Source organism: Deltaproteobacteria bacterium (assembly GCA_016874755.1).
GTDB lineage: Bacteria > Desulfobacterota > Binatia > UBA9968 > UBA9968 > DP-20.
Genome location: VGTH01000007.1, coordinates 49,869 through 74,866, shown reverse-complemented (window position 1 = coordinate 74,866; position 24,998 = coordinate 49,869). Strand labels below are relative to the sequence as shown.

Sequence of the window (24,998 nt, the reverse complement as noted above, 5' to 3'; positions counted from 1 at the left end):
GACCAGTGTCAACCGGCTTAAAAATCCTTAAACTCTTTTTCCTCGCGACTCTCGGTTTCTAGCTGGATGGTTGTGTGCTCGATGTTGAAGCGCTCCTTGAGCGTGATTTCGATGCCGTCGAGCACCTGGTGAAAATCGCCGCCATTTTCCACCACGGCGTGAGCGCTCAAAGTGTAGATACCCGAAGTTACCGCCCAAACGTGCAGGTCATGGACTTTGGCGACGCCGTCGACCGCCTCGATGGTTTCGCGCACTTCGTCGAGCTGTATGCCTTTGGGCACCGATTGCATGAGCACGCTGACCGAGTCTTTGACCAGATTCCAGGACGAATAGAGGACGAGAAATCCTATGAAGACGCTGATCAGCGGATCGGCCAAGTACCAGCCAGTAGTCAGCATGACAACGCCGGCGACAATCGCACCGACCGAGCCAATCGCATCGCTAATCACATGCAGGAACGCGCCGCGCATATTGAGACTATAGTGATGACCGTGATGCAGAATTAAACCCGCGGCGATATTTACCAACAAGCCCAGCACCGCAACCACCATCATGCCAAAACTTTCTACGTGGGGTGGGTTGAAGAAGCGGTTAAACGCTGCGGTGAAGATCACGCCGACGATCAGCCAGAGCGTTAGGCCATTGAAAAGCGCGGCAAGAATCTCGGCCCGGTGAAAGCCATAGGTGCTGCTGTGCGTCGCCGGCCGTGCCGCCATGCGAAAGGCGAATAAGCTGAGCGCCATCGCGCCGACATCGGAGAGCATGTGGCCGGCATCGGAAAGCAGCGCCAGACTATTGGTGAGAAAGCCGGCGACCACCTCGGCGACAAAATAAGCGGCGCTGATCGCCAGCGCCGCGGTAAGCCGGCGCGTCTCGTCATGCCGCTTATGTTCGCCGCTCATCGCCGGATCCTATTCATCGCTTGACCGCCGCGGCTTTGTCCTTCAAGACGAGAAAAAACAATTTGCCCTGCCGATTCATGTAACCGGCTTGCGCGCCGGCCGCGGCGCCGCCGCCGAAGTAAATGTCGCCGCGCTGTAGCCCGCGAATCGCCCCGCCGGTGTCCTGGTTCAACATAAAGCGCGACAAGGGCTCCCAACTGCGCACCTCGCCGTCGGCACCGACCACTGGCTGCTCGGTGGCAACAAACGCCAATGCGCCTTTGGGAAACAGCCGCGAATCGGTGGCCAGTGACCGCCCCGGTGTCAACGTCACACCGAGGCTGCCAAACGGTCCATCCTCCAAGAGCCGAAAGAACACGTAGCTCTCGTTATAGTAGAGAATTTCATCGCGCTCCGCCGGATTCTCCGCCAGATAGCGGCGCAGCCGCTGCATCGACATCTCTTCTTTGGGAATTTTCTCTTGATCGATCAGCAAACGGCCAATGCTGCGATAGGGTTGCCCGTTTTGCGCCGCATAGCCGATGTGAATTCGCCGGCCGTCGGGCAACTGCAACACTCCCGAGCCTTGTATCTGCAAGAAAAAAATATCCACCGGATCCTTCGCCCAGGCAAGCTCGATACCACGGCCAAGCAAAGCACCGGCCTCATCGATCTCGCGCCGCGAATAGTAGGCAGGGAAACTCACATCGTCGGCGCGGCCGATGACTCTTTCGATTCTCACTTCCGGGGTGAGCGTTACCCGTTCCGCCATGACCAAGTCGGCCGGCGTGCCGTAGAGCGGATAGCGATACTCCTCCGTCCGCGTCAGGCTCGCCTCGAGTATCGGCTGGTAGTAGCCAGTGAACAACACCTGCTCCAGCTCGGTATCGTTGGACGACGGCACCAGCTCGAAACGCGACTGCAGCTCCTTTTGAAAGCAGGGGCGACAATCCCAGCGTTCAAGCAAGCGCTCGAATGCCCGCAGCGAGTCGAGCACCTGTCCGGCGCTCAGGCGGCGCGGCTGCTCACCGACCACGCGCTCGCGCGGCAGCTTGTCGAGATAGCTGATACTGCGCCGGATCGCGGTGCGCAAAGAATCGCGGTCCAGGTCGTCGGCCCAATCGGGTTGCGCAACAGCGCCCGTTGGGCTCGCCAAAATAATGACACCGGCCAGAAGTCCGAGAGCGCTGCGCCAAAAAACCGGCTTGAACCGGCCAATCAATTGAAGGTAACCTAACGTCATTGGACAAAAACGATTTTAAGAAAGCGGTTGTGCAAGTTTTAGACCGCTTGCCGAAAGAATTTCGCGATCAGTTGCTGAATCTCGAAATCGTCATCGAGAAACGGCCCAGCGCGGAGCTCTTGCGCGAAGAAGGCCTCGACCCGCGCCACGATAGTTTGTATGGCATCTATCAAGGCGTTCCCCTGCCCGAGCGTTCCTTGCTCGATCCGCCGCTGTTACCGGACAAGATTACCATTTTTTCCGAGCCGTTGCTCGAAGATTTTCCCGATCCGCAAGATTTGCGTGAGGAGATTCGGCTGACGGTGCTACACGAGATCGCCCATTTCTTCGGCATGGACGAGGATGAGATAGAGGATTTGGGGTATTGAATACGTTTCGAGTTTCGGGTTCCGAGTTTGGGTTTTTTTGAACACTACCCAAATCCGGCAACACGAAACCCAAAACTCGAAACCCGAAACAACCGTTAGTCTCTGATATCTTGCAAAAACCACTCGGTCGGCAGCTCGCGCCCCATCTTTTTCTGTTTCGCCAGCTCGACGACTTTGCCGGCGCAGGCCGCAAACTGGAGTCCCTGAGTGCCGGCATTGATGAAGAAAGTCACTTGCTTATTGTTTTGCCTGCCGGGCACTTTGCCGCTGCGGATATCCATGAAGTATTTGAAGTAGTCGCCCTTGTAATTGTCCACCGCCGGGTTGGGAATGCGCGCCCGCTCCTCCGGCTGGCCGGCAATGAAGCCGGCGTTGCCGTGCAAGCGAATCATGCCTTCGTCCATCGCTTCAAAAGTGTTGCGCCCGAGCTTGACCGAGAGATCGCACTGTTTGATCACTTTGGGGCCCACTTCGCAGGCGCGCACGCAGGTGATATGGGCGCCTTCCTTGAGCCACTCCGGTTGATCGAAAACGGTCTGGGTCGAGTCGGTGCAGGTGGCGACGATGTCTGCCTCGCGTACGACTTTTTCCGGCCCGTCCACCGCCACGACCTCGATGTCCAACTTGCCGGTCATCTCGCGCGCGAAGGCTTCGCGGTTGGCCTTGGTCGGGCTGTAAACGCGCACGCGGCGCAGCTTGCGCACTTCGTAAAACGCTTCGAGATAACTGCGCGCCATGCCGCCGGAGCCGAAGATGCCGACGTCACAGGCGTCTTGCCGTGACAAATATTTCGCGCCCAAGCCGGCGCAGCCGCCAACCCGCATATGCTGCAATAGACCGTCGTTGACGATCGCCAGCGGCTCGCCGTTGCGCACGCTAAAGACCATCACCAGGCCGCACCAGGTGCCGGGCTGCATGCAATATTTCTCTTCGGTCTCGCCGCTCGGCCAATACACCACGTCGGACTTCATGCGAATGGCAAAGACGCCGATCTTGCGGCTCGCCCCCTCCATCGTGCCCCAGCGCCAATAGCCGTCGGGCCGCTCGCAGGGCATCCACAGATCGAGTCTGGGACGATAAACCGCATCCCCCTTGCTCAAGTCGTCATAGCCGTCCTCGAGCGCGTCGAGGCAGTCTTTCATGGTGAACAATTTTTCCACTTCCTGATTGTTGATTAACAGCATAAAGCCCTCCGTCTCCTGGCTTATAATATGTGGCGCCACTTTGGAAGAAACCGGCGCAACAACCCCGCGCGAGACATTATTTTTTTCCCGCGGCAACGAAGACCGACGAACACATCTGGCGCCGACCCCTGTTGACTCTCACCCATTTAACTTTACACTTGCGAAGGGTTTGGGAGGTTTGCTTTGGAAGATTGGGTGATCGCAACGATTCTGGGCGCCGTCGAAGGGCTAACCGAGTTTCTTCCGGTATCCTCCACCGGCCATCTCATACTGTTTGGCCATCTACTCGGCTTCGTCGGCGACAAAGCGCATAGCTTTGAAGTCGTCATTCAGCTTGGCGCGATTCTTTCGGTCGTGGCGCTCTACCACGACCAGTTTTTTCTACTGATCCCGCGCCGCCGCATCTATACCGACCAAAAATTTACCGCCCTGGAGGGTTGGTCGGGCCTCATGCGCATCGGCCTGGCTATGTTGCCTGCGCTGGCAGTTGGCTTCGTGGCGCGCAAAGCGATCAAGGAGCATCTCTTTTCTCCCACCACCGTCACCGCGGCGCTGCTGGTCGGCGGCATTGCGATATTGCTGGTTGAAAAATTCCTAAACAAGAAAACTACCAACGGGCTCGATACCATGAGCCTGACGCAGGCCTTCGGCATCGGCTGCTTTCAAGTCCTTTCGCTCTGGCCCGGCACGTCGCGCTCGGCGGCCACCATCATCGGCGGCATGCTGCTGGGCCTCAACCGCAGAGCAGCGGCCGAGTTTTCTTTCATCGTCGCCGTGCCAATTATGTGCATCGCCACGGGCTACGAGATGCTCAAGATGGGCGGCTCCCTGACTGACGACGAGATGGACACTCTAGCCATCGGTTTCATCGTTTCTTTCGGCGTCGCCGCCATCGCGATTCAAGGCTTCATCCAGCTTATCAACAGATGGACTCTGGCGCCTTTTGGATGGTATCGGATCATCGCCGCGCCGATCTTTTACTACTTGACCGTTGGCCTGAAATTCTAACGCCCCGAGACGGTTTGTTTCGGCAACTTCGCACACCGATGCTTTTCTGGCCGCAGGCCTTCGTCGGTCCTCGATTTGACATTCCCGGCCACTTGTCGCAAACATAGCCCATTCCGCGTAGGGGAGGGCACAACATTGAAGATTCTGCGATTCAATGACGACCGCATCGGCGTCGTGAAAAGCGGCGATCGCGTCGTCGATGTTAGCGATACGATCAGCGCGCGCAAGGCCAAGGGGCCGCAGCGCGTCATGGAGGAAGTCATCGCAGGCTGGCGCAAGTATCGCCGCCGTTTCGAAAAAGTTTTGGCCGAACAGGAAGGCGTGCCGCTCGGTAGCGTTGAGCTGCGCAGCCCACTGGCGCGCCCGGGCAAATGTCTCGCGGCGTTCAGCAACTACATCGACCGGCCTGGCCGCACCGCGGACAATTTTCCCAATGAATATTTCTACAAGTCGCCGGACCTGGTCGGCCCCGGGGAATCGGTAAATCTCCGCGACATCCCGGCCTGCGTGGTCTATCAGCCCGAAGCCGAATTTGCTTTCGTCATGGGGAAAACCGCGGAAAACGTCTCGGAGAAAAACGCGTTAGATCATGTTTTCGGCTACGTGCCGATGTTCGATATTTCAACCCGAGGGCTAGTGCGGCGCACCCAGTTCATCGGCAAAGGGCAAGGCGCGCACGGCTGTTGCGGCCCGTGGATCATCACCAAGGACGAAATCCCCGACCCGCACAACGTGATCGTGAAGTCCTGGACCAATGGCGAGCCGCGCCAGAACTACAACACCGGCGCCATGGCCCATAAGGTGCCCAATCAGATCGCCTGGCTGACGAAATTTTTGACTCTGAGTCCCGGCGACGTCGTCCTCACGGGCACGTTCCACGAGGGACTGATGCCGGTGAATGCCGGCGATACGATTGAGATCGAATTCGAGAACATGGGCCGCGCCAAGTTCAGCGTCAAAGGCAACAGCCCGCGCAAAGACGTCCCCTGGCTGCCCGGCAAGAATCAACCGACACCGCCTCCCGGCGGCGGCATGCACGTGGTATAAGTGATTATGAATTCAGAATTATGAAGGGTGAATTGAAGCCCGTTTGATCTGTCTTTGTTTCATCCTTCATGATTCATCCTTCCTACTTCCGACATGCCACGACAATAGATTCCTGTAGACCCAGTCAAAGACAACATTCAGCACGTATCCTAGCAGCGCCAGCACCAACATGCCGGCGTACATTTGCGCCACTTTGAAACGCCGCTGGGCATCGAGCACGAAATAGCCGATGCCGTCGGTGCTGCCGACCATCTCCGAGATCACCACTAGGATCAGCGTGATCGGCAGGCTGACCCGCAGACCGGTCATGATCTGCGGCGCGCTCGCCGGCAGAATCACCTGCCAGATGGTTTTCCCATAGGATAAACCAAAGGTGCGTGCGGTGTGCAGTAAGATCGGGTCGACGCTGCGCACGCCGTCGAGCGTGTTGAGCAAAATCGGCCAGGCGCACGAGAAAAAAATCACGAAGATCTTCATGGAATCTTCCAAGCCGAAGAAAAGCAAGGCGACCGGTATCACCACCGGCGGCGGAATCGGCCGGAGCATTTCGACAATCACCGCAAAGAAATCGTCAACCCGCCGCCACAATCCCATGGCGATGCCGAGCGGAATGAAGACCAGCGCCGCCAACAAATAACCGGCCGCCGCGCGTTTCATGCTCGCGACGATCTGCAGCGGAATCTGGCCGGACGACACCAAGTCGTAAAAGACTTGCAGAATGCGGCTGAGCGGCGGCACGATTAAGGGATTGACCCAGCCCGCCTGAGCGACGCACTCCCATAGCACCAAGAGTGCTAGCAAAAACACGATACCGTTGAGCTTCGAGGTTCTCACAAAATCTATGCGCCGCCGCGCGCGGTCATGCCGTGGTGCCAGCGCATCGCTTTACTTTCGATGATGAGAAAAACCCGGTTCAGCGCATAGCCGAGCACCGCAACGACGACAATCCCGGCGTACATGTTGCTGCTGTTCATCGAGCGCTCTTCGTCGAGGATGAAAAAGCCCAGTCCCTTGCTGCCGGCGATCATCTCCGCGGTGGTTACGAGAATTAGCGCGATCGATAAACCGATGCGCAATCCCGTGACAATGTATGGCGACGCCGCCGGCAGAATGATTTGCCAGAGCACCTGCCCGCGCCCGAGGCCGAAGGTCCGCGCGGTATCGATCAACGTCGGCTCGATGTGGCGCACACCTTCGATGGTATTGATCAAGATCGCCCAGATGCTGGCGTAGACCGTCACCGCGACAATCATGCCGTCGCCGATGCCGAGCAGTAAGATCGCCACCGGAATGATCGCCACCGACGGCATCGGCCGGAGAAATTCGATCAGCATGGCGACAAAGCTATGGAGCACGCGGAAATAGCCAAGCACGATGCCGAGCAAGACTGCAATTAACGCGGCAAGCGCGTAGCCCGCAAAGAAACGGATCACCGTTACCCAGAAATGGCCGCCGATCCGGCCGCCGACAACAAGCTGACAGAGCGACGCCATGATCGTACTGATTGGCGGGAAATAAAGTTGCAGCTTGGGGTTACCGCGCGCGGCAAACTCCCAGGCTAGCAAAAGCCCGGCAAACGCGAGCCAGCCGAGCCAATTGAATCGCTTAGCTTCCGTCATGAAGCACCGGCATTGCCAATCTGCCGATAGATATCGTTGCGGATCTCCATGAAGCGCGGCTCGGCGCGCGTGTTGACTTGATGACGCGGGCGGGAAAAGTCGATTCTAAATTCCTGGACGATTTGCGACGGGCGCCGGCTCAGCATCCAGATTCGATCCGAGAGATAAATCGCCTCTTCGATATCGTGGGTAATGAACAGAATCGTGGTTCTCAGTTCGGCCCAAAGCTTGAGCAGCATGTCTTCGAGCTCCAAGCGCGTCAGCGCATCGAGAGCGCCGAAGGGCTCATCCATCAGCAATAGCTGCGGTTCGTACGCCAGCGCCCGGGCGATCGCCACGCGCTGCTGCATGCCGCCGGAGAGCTCCCAAGGATAATGCTTTTCGAAGCCCTTGAGGCCGACCAACTCGATCAATTGGCGCGCCTTGGCATCCCCTTCAGTGGAATGATTGCCGCGCGCATGGACGCCAAACAGCACGTTGCCGAGCACCGTGCGCCAGGCGAAAAGCGACTTGTTGTATTCCTGGAACAGTAATACTAGATCGCGCGGCGGCCCGGCGACTTCGCTGCCATTGACGATGATCTTGCCGGCTGTCGGCGCAAGCAGCCCGGCAATCGACATCAATAGCGTCGTCTTGCCGCAGCCGGACGGCCCGACGAACGAAACGAACTCACCGGCTTCGACTGCGCAGGTGATGTTGCCAATGGCGACGGTGGTTTCACCGCCGGCCTGACGGTAACTCTTGGAAAGGCCTTGGACCTGGAGAATCGGCACGGCGGGAGGTCTCGGACATTGGCGTGATGGAGTATTGGAGCGTTGGGTCCGAAACCCAATACTCCATCATTCCAACACTCCATGACTCCATTTCTTCATGCTTTGCGCGCTAGGTCGCTCAACACTTCGCGCGCTTTGAGCGGCTTGGAAATCAATTTGTACTTGTAGGTCAGGTCCATCGTCACCTGAACGTCTTTTTCGTTGATCGCTTTTTCAAACTGCGGCAGGCCAATCTTGCCGACGAAGTCGGGGTTCAAGCCGGCCCATTTGATCATCGCCGCGCGCGCGCCGTCTTTGTCGGTGCGAATGGCGTCAACGCCGCGATTGATCGCGCGCACAAACGCCTCGCCCGTGGATTTGTTTTTTTGAATCCACTTCTCGGAAGCAAACCAGCTGGCGACCAGGAATCTCGGCAGCACGTCGCCCCAAGGATTCGAGAGCACGCGGGTTTCGGCGCGCCGCGCCGCCGCGGCGGCAAACGGCTCCTGTACGCTGATGGCGTCGACCTTGCCGGCGACCAAGGCGGCCTCCATGGCGGGGAAAGGAATTTCGATAAATTTTATTTTGCCGGCCGCGCCGCCGTTCTTGTCGACCCACGCCATCGCCATCAGGTGCACGATGTTGTTCAAGGTATTGACCGCGACGGTTTTGCCTTCGAGGTCTTTAGCCTGCTTGATCGGTGAATCTTTGCCGACGATGATCGCGTGGGTTTCGTTGCTGCCGCGCACATTGGTGGCGCCGCCGGCGATGAGCTTGAAATCGAAGCCTTCGACAAATGCCTGATAGAGCGAAATCACATTGGTCCAGCCAAACTGCAGATCGCCCGAGGTCACGCCCTGCACGATCACCGCGCCGCCGGCCATGGGAACGGTTTCCAACTCCAGGCCTTCGGCCTTGAAGAAACCCTTTTCCATCGCCATGAACATCGCCGCGTTGTCGACGATCTTCATGTAGCCGAGCTTGCTCTTGGTCTGCGCCCAAACGACATCGCGCAGCAGCGACACGCCCGCCACACCGACCGTTACCTTCGTCAGAAAATTACGCCGACTGATCAACATACATCGACCTCCACAAATCCCTGCAATTTTGCGCCAACGCTAGCGGCTAACGAAAATGACGTCAAGAGTTGCCCTTGCAAGACCTCAACGAGCAACTTTCTTGACGAAGCCTTCGTTGACCAGCTCCTCCAAGATCGAGTTGTCGTAAAAACTCTGCGGCTTGCGGTCGGTCGGCTTATCGGTGGGCATGGCGTTTTCGAACGCCGCCAGTTCAGACAACGGCACGGTCGGCGTGTTCTTGATGAAATAATCGTAGGACTGCGACAGAATTTCCGGGTTGGTCTGCTTGGTGTACTTCTGCATCGCCTGCATGCCGAGGGTCTTGTTAGAGCGGTAAACGTGCAACCCTTCGGTGAGCGCCATGAGAAATCGCTTGGCCATCGGCCGTTCAGTCGTCAGCGCGGTTCGGCGCGCCGAAATGACCGACGTCGGATAGCGAATCTTGAGCGCTCCGAGATCGGTCAGCAAATTCAACCCACGGGCCGTCGCCCCAAAAAGTCCCGGCGGCGCCAGCGCCGCGGCCGACGCCGCGCCCGATTCCACCGCGGCGACCCGCACTGGATCGGCGCCGGTCTGAATAAACGTCACATTGCGCGCGCCGACGCCGAGCTTGTCGAGCGCAATGCGAATCGCCGTCTCTTCGATGCCGCCGATGCGCGACACCGCGACCCGTTTGCCCTTGAGGTCGGCGGCCGTCTGTATCCCCTTCCCGCTGACGATGCCGTAGGGCATCAAGCCATAGGTCGTGGCGATGATCGTCAAGTCAGCGTTCTGCGCAATCGCCTGCACCGGCGAAGCGGCGCCCTGATAGACAAAGGCGATCTCCCCCGCCATCAGCGCCTGGATGTTGGTCACACCGCCGGCGATCATCAGCATTTCCGTATTGAGGCCGTATTTCTTGAACAAGCCGGCTTCGTAGGTCACCCAGATCACATTGTTCTGTCCCGAGACGCCGGAATAACTGATCCGCAGGTTTTGCGCCTGAACGACAGCTCCAAACAGAAACGTCAGCAGACACAAGGTCGGGACAACGAGCCCTTTTCTCATCGAGCCTCCGAGAAACCATAGTATCTCGAACATGCCACAAACACCCAGGCTGATGAAGAGCTTTTGTCGGGAAATGCGCGGCAGGCGTCTATGCGACGGCAATGGGACTAGCTACACGCGATCGAGCGCCGCCGCGATGTCGGCAAGCAAGTCCTCGGTGTCTTCGATGCCCACTGAGTAGCGGATCAAGTTATCCTTGATGCCTACTTGTAAGCGTTCTTCCGTTGACAGCTCGTAGAAGCTCATGAGCGCCGGCTGTTCAATCAGGCTTTCGACGCCGCCCAGCGACGGCGCTATCTGCGGAATGCGGCAGCCGTCGACAACCCGCGAGGTTGCTTCCAGATCGCCTTTGACTTCGAACGAAACTACACCGCCAAAGCCGCGCATTTGCCGTTTGGCAATCTGATGGTGCGGATGGGTCGGCAGCCCGGCATAGTGGACGGCGTCGACGCGCCGATGTTTGGCGAGAAACTCGGCCAAGGCTTGAGCATTGGTATTTTGCCGCTGCACGCGCAAGGCAAAAGTCTTGAGTCCGCGAATGAGCAGATAGGCGGCCATCGGATCGACGACCGCGCCGGTGATGTGCTGCAGCGAACGAACACCATCGACCAAAGCCTCCGAGCCAAGCACGGCGCCCGCCAACAGATCGTTGTGACCAGCCAAATATTTCGTGGCCGAATGCAGCACCAAGTCGATGCCAAATTCGAGCGGCCGCTGATTGAACGGCGTGGCAAAGGTGGCATCGATCAAAGTCTTTACCCGGTGTTTCTTGCCGATGGCGGCGAAGCGCTCCATGTCGACAATGCGATTGTAAGGATTGGTCGGCGACTCGCTCACCAGCATGCGTGTCGTCGGGCGGATCGCCTCTTCGATGGCTTCGTAGTCGCCGGCGGGCACGACCGAGACCTCGATGCCATAGCGGTGCAATGTCTGGGTCAGAAACTGCCGCGTGCGGCGATAGGAATCGTCGGTCACCACCACGTGAGAATTGTGTGAGAGCACGGCATAGAGCGCCGTCGTCACCGCCGCCATGCCGCTGGAGAACAGCAGGCAATCTTCCGCCCCTTCCAAGGCAGCAAGCTTTTGCTCGGCGATTTTTTGCGTCGGGTTACCGTAGCGGCCATACTCTTCACGGTCGATCTTGTGCTGAAAGTGATCGTGCAGCTCCGCCGTGCCGGAGAACGTATAGGTCGCGGTCTGCACGATCGGCGTCGCCAGCGAGCTGCCGAGTTTCGGCCGCGGCTCGCCGCCGTGCACCGCCAATGTGCTAAAGCCAAGTTTGTTGGCATCGCTGCTGGAAAAAGCTGGTTTACGCGTGTTGTCGTGTCCCATGATGCTTAGCTGTCCAACAGGCGGACCCTTTCGACGTAGCGCGAGATCGCCTCGCTGATTTTCTTCGGATCGGCGCTGACTTCGACGGGCCGGTTGGTGAGAGTGCTCTTGATGCCCTCGAGCTTGCCGAGATGGTAATCGATCTTTTGTTCGGCGAACTTGAGCCCGTGCGCCGTCGAGATCACCACCACCCGTTCGTGGCCGTGAATAATTTTTTTCTCCACCAGCTTGCGCAGCGCCGCCAGCGCGACGCCGGTGTGCGGGCAGTTGAACATGCCGGTGCGATCGGCGCGCGCGACCTCTTCGGCCAATTCCAATTCCGAAGCCTGCTCCACTACGCCGTTGAAACGCTGTAGCGTGGCGATCGCCTTGCGCACGCTGACGGGATTGCCGATCTGTATCGCGCTCGCCAGTGTCGTTTTCGCCGCCACCGGCTCGAAATGTTCGAAGTGCTTCAAATACGAAAGATAGAGCGGATTGGCGTTTTGCGCCTGGGCCACGCAGATGCGCGGCAGTTTCGAGATCAACCCCAGCTCATACATCATCATGAAACCCTTGCCGAAGGCACTGACATTGCCCAGATTGCCGCCCGGCAGAATGATCCAGTCCGGCACCTCCCAGTCGAACTGCTGGACGATTTCAACCGAAATCGTCTTTTGCCCTTCCATGCGCAGGCTGTTCATCGAGTTGGCCAGATAGAGCCGCTTTTGCTGCGTTACTTCTTGCACCGCCGCCATGCAGCCGTCGAAATCGGTATCCAATGAGAGCACCAGCGCGCCGTTGGCCAGCGGCTGGACGAGCTGCGCCGGCGAGACTTTGTCACGTGGCAAAAAGACAATCGTCGGAATGCCGGCGGCCGCGCCATAGGCCGCCAACGCGGCCGAAGTGTCGCCCGTCGACGCACACGCCACCGCGTCGATCGGCTCGCCATTGGCAATCATTTGCTTGACCACCGACACAAGCACCGTCATGCCCAAGTCTTTGAATGAGCCGGTGTGGGAATTGCCGCACTGTTTCACCCAGAGATCTTCGACATGGAGCTGCTTACCGTAGCGATTGGCCCAAAACAGGTTGGTATTGCCCTCGCAGGTCGACACGATATTTTCGTCGTCGATAAACGGCACCACCCATTCTTTCTTTGCCCAGACGCCCGACGCATAGGGATAGGTATTGTCCCCCACCCGATCGTCGAACAATTTCATCCACGCCGCCGCCGCGCGGGTCTGTAGCGCTTCGGTGTCATGCCGAACTTCGAGGAGATCGCCGCAAGTCGGACAGCGGTAGATGATCTCAAGCAGATTGTACTGACCGGGACAGCCATTAATACACTGGAACCAAGCGTTATAACTCATAATCTAAATACCTTTTGCCAAGGCCGACTCTCAAAGCCCGCTTAGAAACAACTGCTGCGAACATGGATTCTGCGGGTTCAGGACGAACGGAATCAGAGCTAACATCCTGCGCGCAAGAATCCGTTCATGCTAAGCCTGTCGAAGCATTCTTTGATTTTAGCAGAATCTGAGACGCAGATGCCATTTTGCCTACTTTGGCGAAATTTTCCAGTTCGGTCGGAATAGATTGTAGGAGCAGGTCTCAGGACTGCCCGTTTACGGGTTGGCGTCAACCCAACTCTGCGCCAAGTTGACAATGAATCTCTCGGCGTCGTCGGCGCTCTTGAAGCGGTCTGTCAGACCGCCAATCGAGTGCGAAAGACGTTGCCCGTCTGCGCCCTTCCAAGTGATTTCAGCGCCGGCGCTAAAGTCTTTGCTGCTCTGGTTGAACGATGCAAACGTGATGATCAAACGGTCTTTATAATAGAGATTGGCCATGATGACTCTCAGCTACGGTCGCGCGGCGAGGTAGCCCAATGCCGCCTCGCACTGGGACATGAGATTAGCGCGCAGAGCAAAAACCTCTTCGGCGCTGCATTTCTCGCGGCGACAATCGAGCGCCACGTCGATGGGCGTCAAGTCCAAGCCTCGCGGTTGCACTTTGTGCAGATAGTCCACCGCAACATCGTTGGAGCCGACTTGCAAAGTGTCCCAAGTATAGATCAGGCGCGCCGGATAGAGAATCGCACGAATGTAGGGCTTGCGCATCTGCGCTTCCAGGGTTTCTAGTTGGCGCAGTTCCGGGAGTTTCGATCTCCAGCTGCGCTCGATACTTCGGCGTTGTTCTTCATGAATTTCTTCTTTAGTTGGCCGGCGAAAACTGGCGCGAACGCCGTGCAGCAACGGCACCCCGTGGTCGAGCATGTCGAGCCGATCGATCATCGGCAACCGCCCCCAACTGCACTCAGGGTTGCCCCAAAAGACCGAAAGCTTCTTGCCATAGTCGCTATCGAGCGCTTTTGCCTGCGTGAGCAGCTCAGCCATCGCCTCCGGTGGCTGATTACAGTTAAGCCACAGGCCGACATCGATATCGCTGTAGATCTTACTGAAGCCGCCGTGGGCGAGGCTGCCAAGTTTGTAGGCCTCGACTAGAGAGGCACCAAGCCGCGCGGCAAAGAATTCGGCAACCTGTGTAGTGAAATGGTCGATCTGGCCCATCCGAGTTCCCTCGCCCCCGAGACTGTGTTGCAACACGAAATTTCTCGCTCTTGTCATCTTGAGCGGTAGCGAAGGATCTGCTTTGCGCACAGGCGCGTGAAGCAGCTTCTTCGCCTTCGGCTCAGAATGACATTGCGACACAGTTTTCCATGGGAGGGGACCAGGGTGAGGGCACGGGCAACCCACCGGTCGCCGCCCCTAAAAATTCTTTCTTTGCGGCCTCTGCGTGCTCTGCGCGAGAAACTTTCCGGCTAGTTCAAGCCGTACAGCCGCCGCGGATTCTCGCACAAAATCTTGCGTGCAAACGGCTCCGGAATATCTTCGCGTTTCTGCAAGCTCTCGACCAATTTCTCTTCCGCCGATGGATCGTTGTGGCCGTAGTCTGAGCCGATGACGATGTGATCTTCGCCGATGCACTTGGCAAGATACGGAATGTCCTCGTCGGCTTCGGCGGCGATGAAAAGATTGTAGTCGCGAAACAGCTCCTGGCTGTTCTGGTACTTCGGCCGATTTTTGAAGAGCCGCCGCAAGATATGCACCATGAACGGCGCCCAGCCGGCTGAAGCTTCGATAAAGCCCCAGCGCAGCTTAGGAAACTTTTCCGGAATGCGGTTGGCGACGATATCCCTGAAGGCCATGATCGGCAGTGCGCGGCCGTGCGCGAAGGTATGGTTACGCGCATGCTCAAAGTACGGCAGCATCCAGGGCGCGCCGGAGCCGGTATGAATCGAGATCGCCAAATCTAACTTTTCGGCGAGCTCGTAGACGGGATGGAAATAGGGATGATCGATGGTCTTGTCGCCCTCGATGCCGCGGAAGAAAACACCGACAGCGCCAAGGTCTTTAGCCCGCTTCATTTCCTTTAACGATTCGGGAATCGAGCGCAGCGGCAGCACCGCGACGAATTTCAGACGGCCGTTGGATTTAGCGCAGGCCTGGCCCAGCCAGCTGTTGTAAGCCTTCGACAACGCCGTATCCAGTTCAGGATCGTCGGTAATGTAAACCAAGAACAGCGTCGGATAGATCACCTGCACATCGACGCCCAAGCGGTCCATGTCTTTGATGCGCGCTTCGACGTTGGCAACCTCCCGGCTACCGATCGTAATATCGCCGCGCACGGCCTCGGCTTTCTGCGCCGAGGGCGTCACCAGCCGATAACTGCCTTTCCCCGCCGGCTTGGGAAAAATATTGCCGTCGATCAGCCACAGCGCGTTGCGCTCGCCGAACCAGGTGTCTTCTGGCAAGCCGACCAACACCGGCCGGCGCGGCGCCATCTTTTCATCGATCAATTTCCACATCGCTTCGGGCTCGGCAATATGAGTATCGGCGTCAACTACACCTTGCATGGCGTTCTCCTTCTTTGTCTGACGAATAGTCTCTACCTGGTCGTTCTTTGCCTATACAACGTGACCTGGCTTCGATGCAACGGGAGAATGCCGTTTCGAGCTTCGGGTTTCGAGTTCAACCCGGATCCGAACCGAGCGCAAACCCGAAACTCGGAACTCGAAACCCGAAACCTTGCAGGCATTCCCCGTTTGCAGTATGGGTCAGTTAACCTAAGCATTTGGAGGCAACCCATGGGCACAACTCTAGTGACCGGTCTTGGCCTGGTCGGCACGTCCTACGCGCAAAACGCGCTCAAACGCGGCGAGAGCGTCGTCTTCTATGACATGGCGCCGCGCAAAGACTTCCTGGCGAACAAACTCGGCACAGCAAACGTCACGGTGGTGCAGCGCGACATTCGCGATTTGCCGTCGCTGATCGAAACCATTCAGAAACACAAATGCGACACCGTGCTGCACACCGCCGGCCTGATCGGCGGCAAGGTTGGCAACCCGATCTACGCCGGCCTGCAGATCAACGTCATGGGAACGATCAACGTTGCCGAGGCCGTCCGCCTGTGCGGCGTGAAGCGGTTGATCCAGATCAGCACCTTTGGTGTCTACGACCGCCGGCAAGGCGAACCGACGCCGCTTGGCGAGGACTTCCGCCGCGGCCCGGGCGAAGCCTACGGCAATTCCAAAGTCGCCAAAGAATTGATGGTCGAAGCCTATCAGAGAATGTTCGGCTTCGAGCTGATCGTGCTGCGCCTGGCCAACGTCTACGGCGTCGGCCACTTCGCCGGCGGCTCGGGCGGCGGCGAGATGGTGCAGAACATGCTGCAGACCGGCATCAAAGGCGGCGTGGTGAAAATCTCCCAGGAGGTCGCCCGCGATTTCGAATACGTCTATTACAAAGACCTAGGCCGCGCCCTCGACAAAGCCGCGACCACACCGTTGAAAGATCCGGTGACGTTGAACATCGGCACCGGCGTCGTCATCAAGTTTGACGATCTCGTCGCCACGGCAGAAAAGCTGCTGCCCAAGCTGCAGGTCGAAATTACGCCAGGCCCGAAACCGCGCTCGGCCAAGCAGCCGATGGTGATTGCAAAGGCGAAAGAAGTCCTGGGCTGGACGCCGGACTATGACATCGTCGCGGGCTTCAAAGACTACATCGAGGAATTAAAGGCGCTGTAACGTTCATCCGACACAGCTGTAGGGGCGATGCGCGGCTACATCGCCTCTACAGTTCAGCGCGAACTTACCGACACACGGGCTTGGCTCCAGCCGAGTGCTAACACCACCATTGTCAAAGTGAGAATCACCCCGACCCCACCGCCAACCACGAAGTAACTGCACCCTCCGTGAGCAAAACGCAGCCCATTGAGGATGCCGCCCGCGGCGAAGAAACCGCCAAATAGCAAGACGCGTTTGATTTTGGCTCAGGTGCCAGATCGGCAGAATGGCTGCCGGATGCGAGAGAGTGTAAGGCATAATTTAGAAATCGATGGTGCCCCTTCTGCCGCTCTTGTAGGTTTCGAACTGCAGCGACTCCCCGTTAGTTTTGAGAATGATGGCGCCATCTTCGTCGGTGCGCAATAGCTGCGCGCCGGTTTGGCGGTAGCGCTCCAGCAACTCATCGCGCTTGGCCGCGCCTGGACCGCGGCCGCTGCTCGACAGGACGGCGAGCTGTGGTTTTACCGCGCCGATGAATTCATCGCTGCTCGCCGTGGCGCTGCCATGGCGCGGGATCTTGAGAATGGCAGCGCGCAAGGCCTTTGGGTTCCCCTGCAGCGCGCGCTCGTCGCGCTTGTCGATGTCGCCGGCGAATAGAAAGCTCGCTTTGCCGAATTCCAGGCGCAGGACCACCGAGCGATCATCGCCGCCATCGCTACCTGGATAGACCGTGCAAAGCTTCACCGCTTCGATGATCCGGCAAGGGGCTTCACTACTCAGCTTGATTCGTTTAATGCCGGCCCGTTCCACCGCGTCATCGAGTTCTTCAAAGCGGCCAAGTTTGCTGGTCGCCGGGCCGGACCAAAATTCCTCCGGTGAAAATTCTTTGACCAGCGCACGCATGCCGCCGTAATGATCGATGCGCGCGTGGCTGACCATGAGATAGTCGGCCTTGAGAATTTTGCGCGAGCGCAGAAACGGCGCGACAATGCTTTCGCCGGTGTCGAAATCGCCCACGGCCGTGCCGCCAGCGTCGAGCACAAGCACTTTCGAGCCGGGAAATTCAATCACCGCGGCGTCGCCCTGGCCGACATTCAAGTGCGTCACGCGCAACTCGCGCCGCTGCCACCGTTCACCGCGCCAATAGAGAACGTCGGCACCGAGAACGCCCAGCACAAGCAGCACAGCCACGATCGCCGTGCGGTAGGTCTTCAGCAACAATACCGCAATAAACAAGGCGTAGAGTAACGCCACTTCATAAAGATTAGGTGCCGGCACGCTGAGATTGGCGAGGGGCAAGTTGGCCAAGACTTGCACCAACCAGGTGGTCAAAGCTGTTAGCCGTTCGGCCAGCCAAACTAACGGAGTCGCGGCGGCCGGCGCCACCACGGCACAAATGCCGATGAGCAGACCCAGCGGCACGACGACGAAGCCCGTCAAAGGCACAATCAGCGGATTCGAAATAAGACCGGCCAGCGACAGGTGGCCGAAGTAATGCGCGATCAACGGCCCGGTGCCGAGCGTGGCCATCAGCGGCACGAGAAACTGCAAACCGATCTTGCGCAGGTAATCTTTGACCCAACTCTTCTCCTGGGGCAGCAAATCTTTCTCAGGCTTGGGCACCCATTCCATCGCTTTGCGCATGCCCCAGGCGATGAACAAGACCGCCAAGAACGATAGCTGAAACGAAATATCGGAAATTACACCGGGCCAAATCAGCGCGATCAACAACGCCGCCAACGTTAGGCTAGTCATCACTTCCTCTTCGCGGTCGAGCAGGATCGCTAGCTCGTAGACACCGATCATGATCGCCGAGCGCAGCGTCGGCACTTGGGCGCCGGCCAAGGCGGTGTAGAAAACCACCGCAAAAAAGGAAAAGAACGTCGCGAGCTTCAGCAGGTTCCAACGCAGCAAAAGATACGTATTGAAGCCCAGGCCAAAGCGGATCAATGCGAAAACCAACAGTCCGAGCATGCTGACGTGCAACCCGGAAATCGACAGCACGTGGTTCACGCCGGCGGCCGTGAAATTATTGCGCACGTCTTTGGGAATCTCGCCCATGTCGCCGACCACCAGAGCTTTGAGCAGCGGCCCGTTCTCCGGCGACAACTGGCGCTGGATGAACCGGCGAATATCGCGCCGTAACGATTCGATCGTGACGCGCAGCCCGCCCACTTGCCGCTTCACCAGCTGCACTTCGCCATCGTTGTCGAGATAGCCGGTGACGTAGATCTCGCGATCGGCAAGATAGGCGGCGTAGTTAAAGCCGCCGGGGTTGCCGCTGTCGCGCGGCAAACTCGGTTTGATGGTCAGTCGCACCCGATCGCCGTAGCGCCAATCGCGCCGAACCGTGCGAACCGAGATTAATAAGTTGCCCTCGACCTCCTCCGAGCCGGTGGGATGCCAGAGCGCCTCGGCGCGCACGAGCCAGCGCGTGCGATTGGGCAGTTTCTCCGGTTCCTGGCGCAGTACCCCTTCGAGATACAGCGACTCGTGGCGCGTCATAACGGAGCGGAGATGGGCGGACGAAAATTCGGGATGGAGCAATTCGCGATGGCGCACATAGCCAAGGGCAAACGCCACACCAACGAGAATCACTAACGCGCCCCAGCGCCGCCAGCGGCGCGCCAACAACAGCGGCACAGGGGCCAGGAGCCCGTAGGCCGCGCTTGTGGGCGCGGACCATGACGGGACGGCCGCCGCTTGGCCAACCAGCAAGGCCAGCGTCGCCGACACCAGCCAAACCGAAGGATGGTGGATTAGGTTTCGACCGTCAGGAGGACGGTGGTCGTCCTCGGTCATCTTGCTGCTCGCTCATGGGTGTCGTACGCAATGACTGCAAAATCTCGCGAGCCAGCTTTTCATTGACCGAGGGGATTTTCAACAAGTCTTCGAGGCTCGCCGCTTCGATCGCTTTGACGCTGCCGAAGGCGCGCAAGAGCGCGCGCTTGCGCGCGCCGCCCACACCGGGGATGCGGTCGAGGGCCGAATAGATCGTCTGCTTCGAGCGCAGCTTGCGATGGTAGGTGATGGCAAATCGGTGCGCCTCATCACGCACCTGTTGCAGCAGAAACAAGGCGTTGGAGTTGCGCTTGAGGACGATGGGATTGCTCTGTCCCGGCAGAAAAACGCGTTCTTCGGAGCGCTGAATCTCCGCGCTGCGCGGCGCCGCCTCGACCCGGTCCTTGGCTAGACCGATGGTATCGATGCCTTCGACGCCCACCTCGGCAAGCGCGGTGATCGCCATCGCCAACTGTCCTTTACCGCCGTCGACGACGACCAGATCGGGAAAGTCGCTCTCCTCTGCGTCGCTGTCGTTGGTTTTGTCTTGCTTATCGAAGCGGCGCTTCAACACTTCCAGCATCATGCCGAAGTCATCGCCGCCCGACTCGGCGCCAATGGTTCGAATGCGATAGTGGCGATAGTGATTCTTATCCGCCTCGCCGTTGATAAACGTCACCCGCGAGCCCACCGCATGGGCGCCGTGAATCGTCGAGATATCATAACACTCGATGCGCCGCGGAAAGTGTTTCAAGCGCAGTTGGCTCTGCAGATCGAGCAGCATCTTCTCGCGCGCCTTTTCTTGATCGTGGCGGTCGGCAAAGCTTTGCCGGGCGTTCTCAGCGGCCATCTCGACCAGTTGGCGCTTGTCGCCGCGCTGCGGAAACAGAATCTCGACCTTCTTGCCTTTGCGCTCGGCCAAATATTCTTCGCGCACCTCGGCGTCATCGAGTTCCGCCGGCAAAAGAATCTCATCGGGAACAAAGCGCTGCCCTTGATAGAATTGGGTCAGCAGTGAACCGAGAATCTCGCTGTCAGGGAATTCCAAGTCTTGCAGCGAGTAGGCTTGATTACCGGTCAGCTTGCCTTGGCGCACCAGCAGCACCTGGACTTCGATGAAACCGCCTTCGCGATAAAGACCAAAAATGTCCTGATCGTTGCCCCAGTGGGACACCATGCGCTGCTTTTCGAGGGTCTTCTCCACTGCTTGGATTTGGTCACGCAGCTTGGCCGCGGCTTCGTATTCCAGCGCGTCGGATTTTTCTTGCATGCGCTGCTTCAACTCGGCGATCAGCTCATGCTGGCGGCCTTCGATGAACAGCATCGCTTGGCGCACCTGCTCGCGATAGTCATCGTTACCCACGGGCAGCACGCAGGGCGCCCAGCAGCGCTTGATCTGATATTGCAGACAAGGCCGGCTGCGATTTTTGAAGTTATGGTCGGTGCAGTTGCGCAGCAGGAAGTGCTTTTCGATGATATCGATGGTTTCACGCGCCGCCAGCGCCGACGAAAACGGCCCAAAGTAGCGGTTGCCGTCCTTAACTATCTTACGCGTCGCGTAGATGCGCGGCCAGGCGTGCTGGGTGGTCACTTTGATGCTCAGGTAACTTTTGTCGTCTTTGAGGCGGATGTTGTAGCGCGGCTTGTACTGCTTGATCAGGTTGTTTTCCAGGATCAGCGCTTCCTTGTCGCTGCTGGTCACCAGGGTTTCGATGTCTTCGATGCGCCGCACCAAAAACTGAATCTGCGAGCGCTCATCGGCGTTGTTGAAATAGGCCCGCACACGGGCGCGCAGGTCTTTGGCCTTGCCGACATAGATCACTTTGCCGCCTTTGTCGCGCATCAAGTAGACGCCCGGACGTGTCGGCAAACTAGCCAGTTTTTCTGCCCCTGCGCTCATTTTTGGTTCTAATTGGACAAATTTTCGATGACGAAAACTGTTAACGCAACAGCTTTTTGTCAATCAAGTTTCCGAGTCTCCCGCTACTGTTCCCAATTTTACCACCGCTACGTCCAAGGGCAGCGAATTAAAGGACCGTACTTCTGGCATGGCTTTTGGATTTTCACTCCCCATTCCAACAGCCCTCACTGGAGAACTTCATGTTCGACTACGCCATCTTCACCCAGGCCATTCCGATCTGGCAGGTACTTTTCTTCATCGCTGCCATGCTGCCGTTTCTACTGTGGAACCGCGTAAAGATCTGCCTGCTGATCACTTACCTGTTTACCTACTATCTCGGTTTCATGGCTCAATGGGGTGATTACATCGACTCGAACGGTTCCATGCAACCGTTCGTCATATACGCTTTTAGCGGCGTTCTGATCGCGGTTTTCTTTGTCGCCACGATCTTTCATGAGGGCACCGAAAGGGAGCCTCGCGGCGGTACCGCCGCGGTTAGACAGTCTGAACCAAACCAGGGTTAATCCTCGCTCGCCACCGGCGTTGCGTCACGCGCCGCCAGATCCTTTGCCTCCAACGCGCGCAGTTGGTCGCGCAGCTCTGCGGCGCGCTCGAACTCTAAATTAGCCGCCGCTTCCTGCATCTCCTTTTTGAGCTGGCGCAGCTTACGCGTAATTTCTTTAGCACCGTACTTTGCACCGGATTCCGCTGCCAACGGCACATCGACGTAGTCTGCGTCGTAAATCTTTACCAGCGGCGAGCCGAGGGCGCGGATGACCGTCTGAGGTGTGATTTTGTATTTCTTGTTGTAGGCCGCTTGCAAAGCCCGTCTACGGTCGGTCTCACCCATCGCCCGCTGCATCGAATCGGTCATGCCGTCGGCGTAGAGAATCACTTTGCCGTTGACGTTGCGCGCGGCGCGGCCGATGGTTTGGATGAGCGAGCGGTCGGAACGGAGAAAGCCTTCCTTGTCGGCATCGAGAATCGCCACCAACGACACTTCCGGTAAATCGAGTCCCTCGCGCAACAGGTTAATGCCCACCAGCACATCGAACTCGCCGGTGCGCAGCTGGCGTATGATTTCGACGCGTTCCAGAGTTTCGATGTCGGAGTGAAGATAACGCACTTTGACGTTGAGATCTTGATAATAATCGGTGAGATCCTCGGCCATGCGCTTGGTCAGAGTGGTCACGAGCACGCGCTCGTTGCGCTCGACCCGTTTGCGGATTTCGCCCAGCAGGTCGTCGACCTGGGTGCGCGCCGGGCGCACGATGATTTCTGGGTCCATCAAACCGGTGGGCCGAATCACCTGTTCGACGACCATGCGCCGGCTCTGCTCCATTTCGTAGTTGGCCGGCGTGGCCGAGACGTAGATCGTCTGGCTCACGCAAGCAGAAAACTCATCGAAGTTGAGCGGCCGATTGTCGAGCGCTGACGGCAGGCGAAAGCCGTATTCGACCAGGGTTTCCTTGCGCGAGCGGTCGCCGCGATACATGCCGCCGATCTGCGGCACGGTGACGTGGCTCTCGTCGATGATCAGCAAAAAGTCACTGGGGAAGTAGCTCAGCAGCGTCGGCGGGGGCTCGCCGGGATTGCGGCCGGTCAAATGGCGCGAATAGTTTTCGATGCCGGGGCAAAAACCCATCTCTTCGAGCAGCTCCAGATCGTAAAGCGTGCGCTGCTGCAGCCGCTGCGCTTCGAGCAGCTTCTTTTGCTCCTGTAATTCCTTCAGCCGTTCTTTGAGCTCCAGGCGTATGCCCAAGATCGCCTTCTTCATGCGATCTTCGCCGGTGACGTAGTGGCTCGCCGGATAGACGCAGGCTTTGTCGACCCGGCGCAGAACTTTGCCGCGGATCGGGTCGATCTCCTGAATCGTCTCGATGGTCTCATCGAAAAATTCGACCCGCAGCGCCGAGCTGTCTTCGTAGGCCGGAAAAATCTCGACGATATCGCCGCGCACGCGAAAGGTGCCGCGGTGAAAATCGTAGTCGCTGCGCTGGTATTGTATGTCGACCAGCTTGCGCAGCATCTGATCGCGGTTGATGGTCGTCCCCTCTTCCAGATAGACCATCAAGTCAAAATAAGCTTCCGGAGAACCGAGACCGTAGATGCACGACACGCTGGCGACGATCAACGTATCGCGCCGTTCGAGCAGCGCCTTGGTCGCCGAGTGGCGCAGCTTGTCGATTTCATCGTTGATCGACGAATCCTTTTCGATATAGGTGTCGGTCGACGGGACGTAGGCTTCCGGCTGGTAGTAATCGTAATAGCTGACGAAATAGCGCACCGCGTTGTCCGGAAACAACGTGCGAAATTCATTGTAGAGCTGCGCGGCGAGGGTCTTATTGGGCGCGATCACCAGCGTCGTCTTGTTGGTGCGCGCCACAACATTGCCCATGGTAAACGTCTTGCCCGAGCCGGTGACACCGAGCAGCACTTGATGCTTCTTGTTGGCCTGGACGCCGGCAACCAGCTTGTCGATGGCTTGCGGCTGATCGCCCTGCGGTTTGAAATCGGCGACGAGCTTAAACTGCCCTTGATCTCGATCGCGTAACATCGGGAAACTATCAAACCACTTTTAACCGCGAAAATCACGAAACACACGAAAATAGCCGAGCTAAGGGTTTTATTTTTCGTGTCCTTCGTCTGTTTCGTGGTTGTTTCCGACTCGAATTATTTTCCTTTTGCCGAGCCCGCGTAGAGCTTATCGATGAACCCGCTCTTGTCGATCTCCGTCAGCAGCCGCGCGTCGATGAATTCCGTGGGCTTATAGTGAGCGAATTTCGGTTGGCTCTCGGCTAAATGGTCGATGACGGCCTGGACGGCGCTCTCCACCGCGTACGGTTTTGCCGGCATCTTCGCGGCCCATTCCCAAGACTCCTCAAGCCCCTCGCGGTTTTGCGTGCCGAGGAACTTGCCGAGAATGCGCATGGTGTCCTCCTTGCGCGTCTTGAACAAGTGCACGCCGCGCACCATGGCGCGCAGCACGCGCGTCAGCATCGCCGGATTTTTTTGCACCAACGAGCGCCGGCTGGTGATCGTCGAACCTTGATACTCCACCTTCAGATCAGTCAGATCGACCATGAAATTCATGCCTGCTTTGCGCGCGAAAAGAGTTCCCGGCGGCGACAGCACCGTCGCTGCCACTCTGCCCGTTTGCAGGGCACCGAACATGACGTCGTTGCTGCCGAGCGCGAGCATCTTGATATCTTTGTCGGCGTCCAAGCCAAGATGTTTCAAAGCAAAACGCGCGCTTTTTTCATAGGCGTCACCGGGGCGCTGGATGCCGACGATCTTGCCTTTTAGGTCCTGCGCGCTTTTGATCTCCGGCCGCGCGACGAACACCATCGTGGCGTAGCGCGAAAAGCCACCCAGCATAACGATATCTTTGTTCTGCGAGGCGACTGGAATCATCAAGTACGCCGACATCAACGTCATGTCGACTTCATTGGCCGCCAGCGCCATCGGCGCAATCGAACCGGCGGTATGGATGATCTCGGCATCGATTCCGTCTTCGGCGAAGAACCCGGCTTCCTTGGCGACGTAGGGAACCGAGTGCGCCACCGCGCGCGCCGCGTAGCCGAACCGCAGCTTGTCGCGGCCCTGCGCGAAACCATCAACGCTCCAGCTCACCTGCAACAGCAACCCGACAAAAACAAACTTCGATAGAAAATGCATCAACATCCCACCTCGCATCGAACTCCCTGCTCCAA

General features: G+C 58.1%; 22 protein-coding genes. 5 read left to right on the top strand and 17 right to left on the bottom strand.

Features of this window, described 5'->3' with window-relative positions; all coding sequences use genetic code 11:
* Window positions 1-17: 17 nt before the first annotated feature.
* Together FJ145_06165 and FJ145_06160 are read right to left on the bottom strand one after the other, a co-directional pair.
* On the bottom strand, window positions 18-902 hold the full coding sequence (locus tag FJ145_06165) for a cation transporter (GenBank protein ID MBM4261015.1): 885 nt from the start codon (window positions 900-902) through the stop codon (window positions 18-20).
* A 13-nt stretch (window positions 903-915) separates the two neighbouring features.
* On the bottom strand, window positions 916-2,124 hold the full coding sequence (locus FJ145_06160) for a transglycosylase (protein MBM4261014.1): 1,209 nt from the start codon (window positions 2,122-2,124) through the stop codon (window positions 916-918).
* On the opposite strand from FJ145_06160, the gene FJ145_06155 reads away from it, so the two are divergent.
* Entirely contained in the window at window positions 2,124-2,492 is a 369-nt protein-coding gene (locus FJ145_06155; protein MBM4261013.1) for a metallopeptidase family protein, read from the top strand. The two genes, FJ145_06160 and FJ145_06155, sit on opposite strands and share 1 nt — an antisense overlap.
* A gap of 95 nt (window positions 2,493-2,587) precedes the next feature.
* Here the strand turns inward: FJ145_06155 and FJ145_06150 are convergent, their stop codons facing one another.
* The gene (locus FJ145_06150; GenBank protein ID MBM4261012.1) at window positions 2,588-3,676 is read right to left on the bottom strand and encodes an ornithine cyclodeaminase family protein; all 1,089 of its coding nucleotides are present in this window, start codon (window positions 3,674-3,676) and stop codon (window positions 2,588-2,590) included.
* Between the two features lie 183 nt (window positions 3,677-3,859).
* Here FJ145_06150 and FJ145_06145 point away from each other — a divergent pair, with 183 nt between their 5' ends.
* Window positions 3,860-4,684 (top strand): undecaprenyl-diphosphate phosphatase, encoded by an 825-nt coding sequence (locus FJ145_06145; GenBank protein MBM4261011.1) that lies wholly within the window; start codon window positions 3,860-3,862, stop codon window positions 4,682-4,684.
* A 135-nt stretch (window positions 4,685-4,819) separates the two neighbouring features.
* The gene (locus tag FJ145_06140; protein MBM4261010.1) at window positions 4,820-5,731 is read left to right on the top strand and encodes a fumarylacetoacetate hydrolase family protein; all 912 of its coding nucleotides are present in this window, start codon (window positions 4,820-4,822) and stop codon (window positions 5,729-5,731) included.
* A 66-nt stretch (window positions 5,732-5,797) separates the two neighbouring features.
* On the opposite strand, the gene FJ145_06135 is transcribed toward FJ145_06140, so the two are convergent.
* From FJ145_06135 to FJ145_06090, 10 genes are all read right to left on the bottom strand, one after another.
* Window positions 5,798-6,565, bottom strand: a complete 768-nt coding sequence (locus FJ145_06135; protein MBM4261009.1) for an ABC transporter permease — start codon at window positions 6,563-6,565, stop codon at window positions 5,798-5,800.
* A 5-nt stretch (window positions 6,566-6,570) separates the two neighbouring features.
* Entirely contained in the window at window positions 6,571-7,350 is a 780-nt protein-coding gene (locus FJ145_06130; protein ID MBM4261008.1) for an ABC transporter permease, read from the bottom strand.
* Window positions 7,347-8,117 carry an ABC transporter ATP-binding protein gene (locus tag FJ145_06125; protein ID MBM4261007.1) on the bottom strand — a complete coding sequence of 257 codons (771 nt, stop codon included), beginning with the start codon at window positions 8,115-8,117 and terminating at the stop codon, window positions 7,347-7,349. The genes FJ145_06130 and FJ145_06125 overlap by 4 nt, the downstream gene beginning before the upstream one ends.
* A gap of 101 nt (window positions 8,118-8,218) precedes the next feature.
* Entirely contained in the window at window positions 8,219-9,181 is a 963-nt protein-coding gene (locus FJ145_06120; protein MBM4261006.1) for a transporter substrate-binding domain-containing protein, read from the bottom strand.
* Window positions 9,182-9,265: 84 nt separating this feature from the next.
* Window positions 9,266-10,261 carry an ABC transporter substrate-binding protein gene (locus FJ145_06115; protein MBM4261005.1) on the bottom strand — a complete coding sequence of 332 codons (996 nt, stop codon included), beginning with the start codon at window positions 10,259-10,261 and terminating at the stop codon, window positions 9,266-9,268.
* Window positions 10,262-10,339: 78 nt separating this feature from the next.
* Window positions 10,340-11,560, bottom strand: coding sequence for an aminotransferase class I/II-fold pyridoxal phosphate-dependent enzyme (locus FJ145_06110; GenBank protein MBM4261004.1), 1,221 nt, complete (start codon window positions 11,558-11,560; stop codon window positions 10,340-10,342).
* A 5-nt stretch (window positions 11,561-11,565) separates the two neighbouring features.
* A complete protein-coding gene (gene thrC / locus FJ145_06105) occupies window positions 11,566-12,912 on the bottom strand; it encodes a threonine synthase (protein MBM4261003.1) in 1,347 nt (448 codons plus the stop codon).
* A 255-nt stretch (window positions 12,913-13,167) separates the two neighbouring features.
* Window positions 13,168-13,389, bottom strand: a complete 222-nt coding sequence (locus tag FJ145_06100) for a hypothetical protein (GenBank protein ID MBM4261002.1) — start codon at window positions 13,387-13,389, stop codon at window positions 13,168-13,170.
* 12 nt (window positions 13,390-13,401) lie between these two features.
* Window positions 13,402-14,109: a hypothetical protein gene (locus FJ145_06095; GenBank protein ID MBM4261001.1), complete on the bottom strand. Its 708-nt coding sequence runs from the start codon at window positions 14,107-14,109 to the stop codon at window positions 13,402-13,404.
* Window positions 14,110-14,360: 251 nt separating this feature from the next.
* A complete protein-coding gene (locus FJ145_06090; GenBank protein MBM4261000.1) occupies window positions 14,361-15,455 on the bottom strand; it encodes an amidohydrolase in 1,095 nt (364 codons plus the stop codon).
* Between FJ145_06090 and FJ145_06085 the strand changes: the two genes are divergently transcribed.
* Entirely contained in the window at window positions 15,426-16,625 is a 1,200-nt protein-coding gene (locus FJ145_06085) for an NAD(P)-dependent oxidoreductase (GenBank protein ID MBM4260999.1), read from the top strand. The genes FJ145_06090 and FJ145_06085 overlap by 30 nt on opposite strands.
* A gap of 300 nt (window positions 16,626-16,925) precedes the next feature.
* On the opposite strand, the gene FJ145_06080 is transcribed toward FJ145_06085, so the two are convergent.
* Both FJ145_06080 and uvrC read right to left on the bottom strand, forming a co-directional pair.
* The gene (locus tag FJ145_06080) at window positions 16,926-19,406 is read right to left on the bottom strand and encodes a DNA internalization-related competence protein ComEC/Rec2 (protein ID MBM4260998.1); all 2,481 of its coding nucleotides are present in this window, start codon (window positions 19,404-19,406) and stop codon (window positions 16,926-16,928) included.
* Complete coding sequence (uvrC, locus tag FJ145_06075) at window positions 19,378-21,285, bottom strand: excinuclease ABC subunit UvrC (protein ID MBM4260997.1); 1,908 nt, start codon at window positions 21,283-21,285, stop codon at window positions 19,378-19,380. The genes FJ145_06080 and uvrC overlap by 29 nt, the downstream gene beginning before the upstream one ends.
* A gap of 200 nt (window positions 21,286-21,485) precedes the next feature.
* Between uvrC and FJ145_06070 the strand changes: the two genes are divergently transcribed.
* Entirely contained in the window at window positions 21,486-21,809 is a 324-nt protein-coding gene (locus tag FJ145_06070) for a hypothetical protein (protein MBM4260996.1), read from the top strand.
* On the opposite strand, the gene uvrB is transcribed toward FJ145_06070, so the two are convergent.
* On the bottom strand, window positions 21,806-23,842 hold the full coding sequence (uvrB, locus tag FJ145_06065; protein ID MBM4260995.1) for an excinuclease ABC subunit UvrB: 2,037 nt from the start codon (window positions 23,840-23,842) through the stop codon (window positions 21,806-21,808). The genes FJ145_06070 and uvrB overlap by 4 nt on opposite strands.
* A 116-nt stretch (window positions 23,843-23,958) precedes the next feature.
* Complete coding sequence (locus tag FJ145_06060) at window positions 23,959-24,981, bottom strand: ABC transporter substrate-binding protein (protein MBM4260994.1); 1,023 nt, start codon at window positions 24,979-24,981, stop codon at window positions 23,959-23,961.
* Between the last annotated feature and the right edge of the window lie 17 nt (window positions 24,982-24,998).

Coding starts and splice junctions, on each gene's coding strand:
- FJ145_06165 (MBM4261015.1), bottom strand. CDS start 902: ATGAGCGGCGAACATAAGCGGCATGACGAGACGCGCCGGCTTACCGCG.
- FJ145_06160 (MBM4261014.1), bottom strand. CDS start 2,124: ATGACGTTAGGTTACCTTCAATTGATTGGCCGGTTCAAGCCGGTTTTT.
- FJ145_06150 (MBM4261012.1), bottom strand. CDS start 3,676: ATGCTGTTAATCAACAATCAGGAAGTGGAAAAATTGTTCACCATGAAA.
- FJ145_06130 (MBM4261008.1), bottom strand. CDS start 7,350: ATGACGGAAGCTAAGCGATTCAATTGGCTCGGCTGGCTCGCGTTTGCC.
- FJ145_06120 (MBM4261006.1), bottom strand. CDS start 9,181: ATGTTGATCAGTCGGCGTAATTTTCTGACGAAGGTAACGGTCGGTGTG.
- FJ145_06115 (MBM4261005.1), bottom strand. CDS start 10,261: ATGTTCGAGATACTATGGTTTCTCGGAGGCTCGATGAGAAAAGGGCTC.
- FJ145_06110 (MBM4261004.1), bottom strand. CDS start 11,560: ATGGGACACGACAACACGCGTAAACCAGCTTTTTCCAGCAGCGATGCC.
- thrC (MBM4261003.1), bottom strand. CDS start 12,912: ATGAGTTATAACGCTTGGTTCCAGTGTATTAATGGCTGTCCCGGTCAG.
- FJ145_06100 (MBM4261002.1), bottom strand. CDS start 13,389: ATGGCCAATCTCTATTATAAAGACCGTTTGATCATCACGTTTGCATCG.
- FJ145_06095 (MBM4261001.1), bottom strand. CDS start 14,109: ATGGGCCAGATCGACCATTTCACTACACAGGTTGCCGAATTCTTTGCC.
- FJ145_06085 (MBM4260999.1), top strand. CDS start 15,426: ATGAGTATCGGCGTCAACTACACCTTGCATGGCGTTCTCCTTCTTTGT.
- FJ145_06090 (MBM4261000.1), bottom strand. CDS start 15,455: ATGCAAGGTGTAGTTGACGCCGATACTCATATTGCCGAGCCCGAAGCG.
- FJ145_06080 (MBM4260998.1), bottom strand. CDS start 19,406: ATGACCGAGGACGACCACCGTCCTCCTGACGGTCGAAACCTAATCCAC.
- uvrC (MBM4260997.1), bottom strand. CDS start 21,285: ATGAGCGCAGGGGCAGAAAAACTGGCTAGTTTGCCGACACGTCCGGGC.
- FJ145_06070 (MBM4260996.1), top strand. CDS start 21,486: ATGTTCGACTACGCCATCTTCACCCAGGCCATTCCGATCTGGCAGGTA.
- uvrB (MBM4260995.1), bottom strand. CDS start 23,842: ATGTTACGCGATCGAGATCAAGGGCAGTTTAAGCTCGTCGCCGATTTC.
- FJ145_06060 (MBM4260994.1), bottom strand. CDS start 24,981: ATGCGAGGTGGGATGTTGATGCATTTTCTATCGAAGTTTGTTTTTGTC.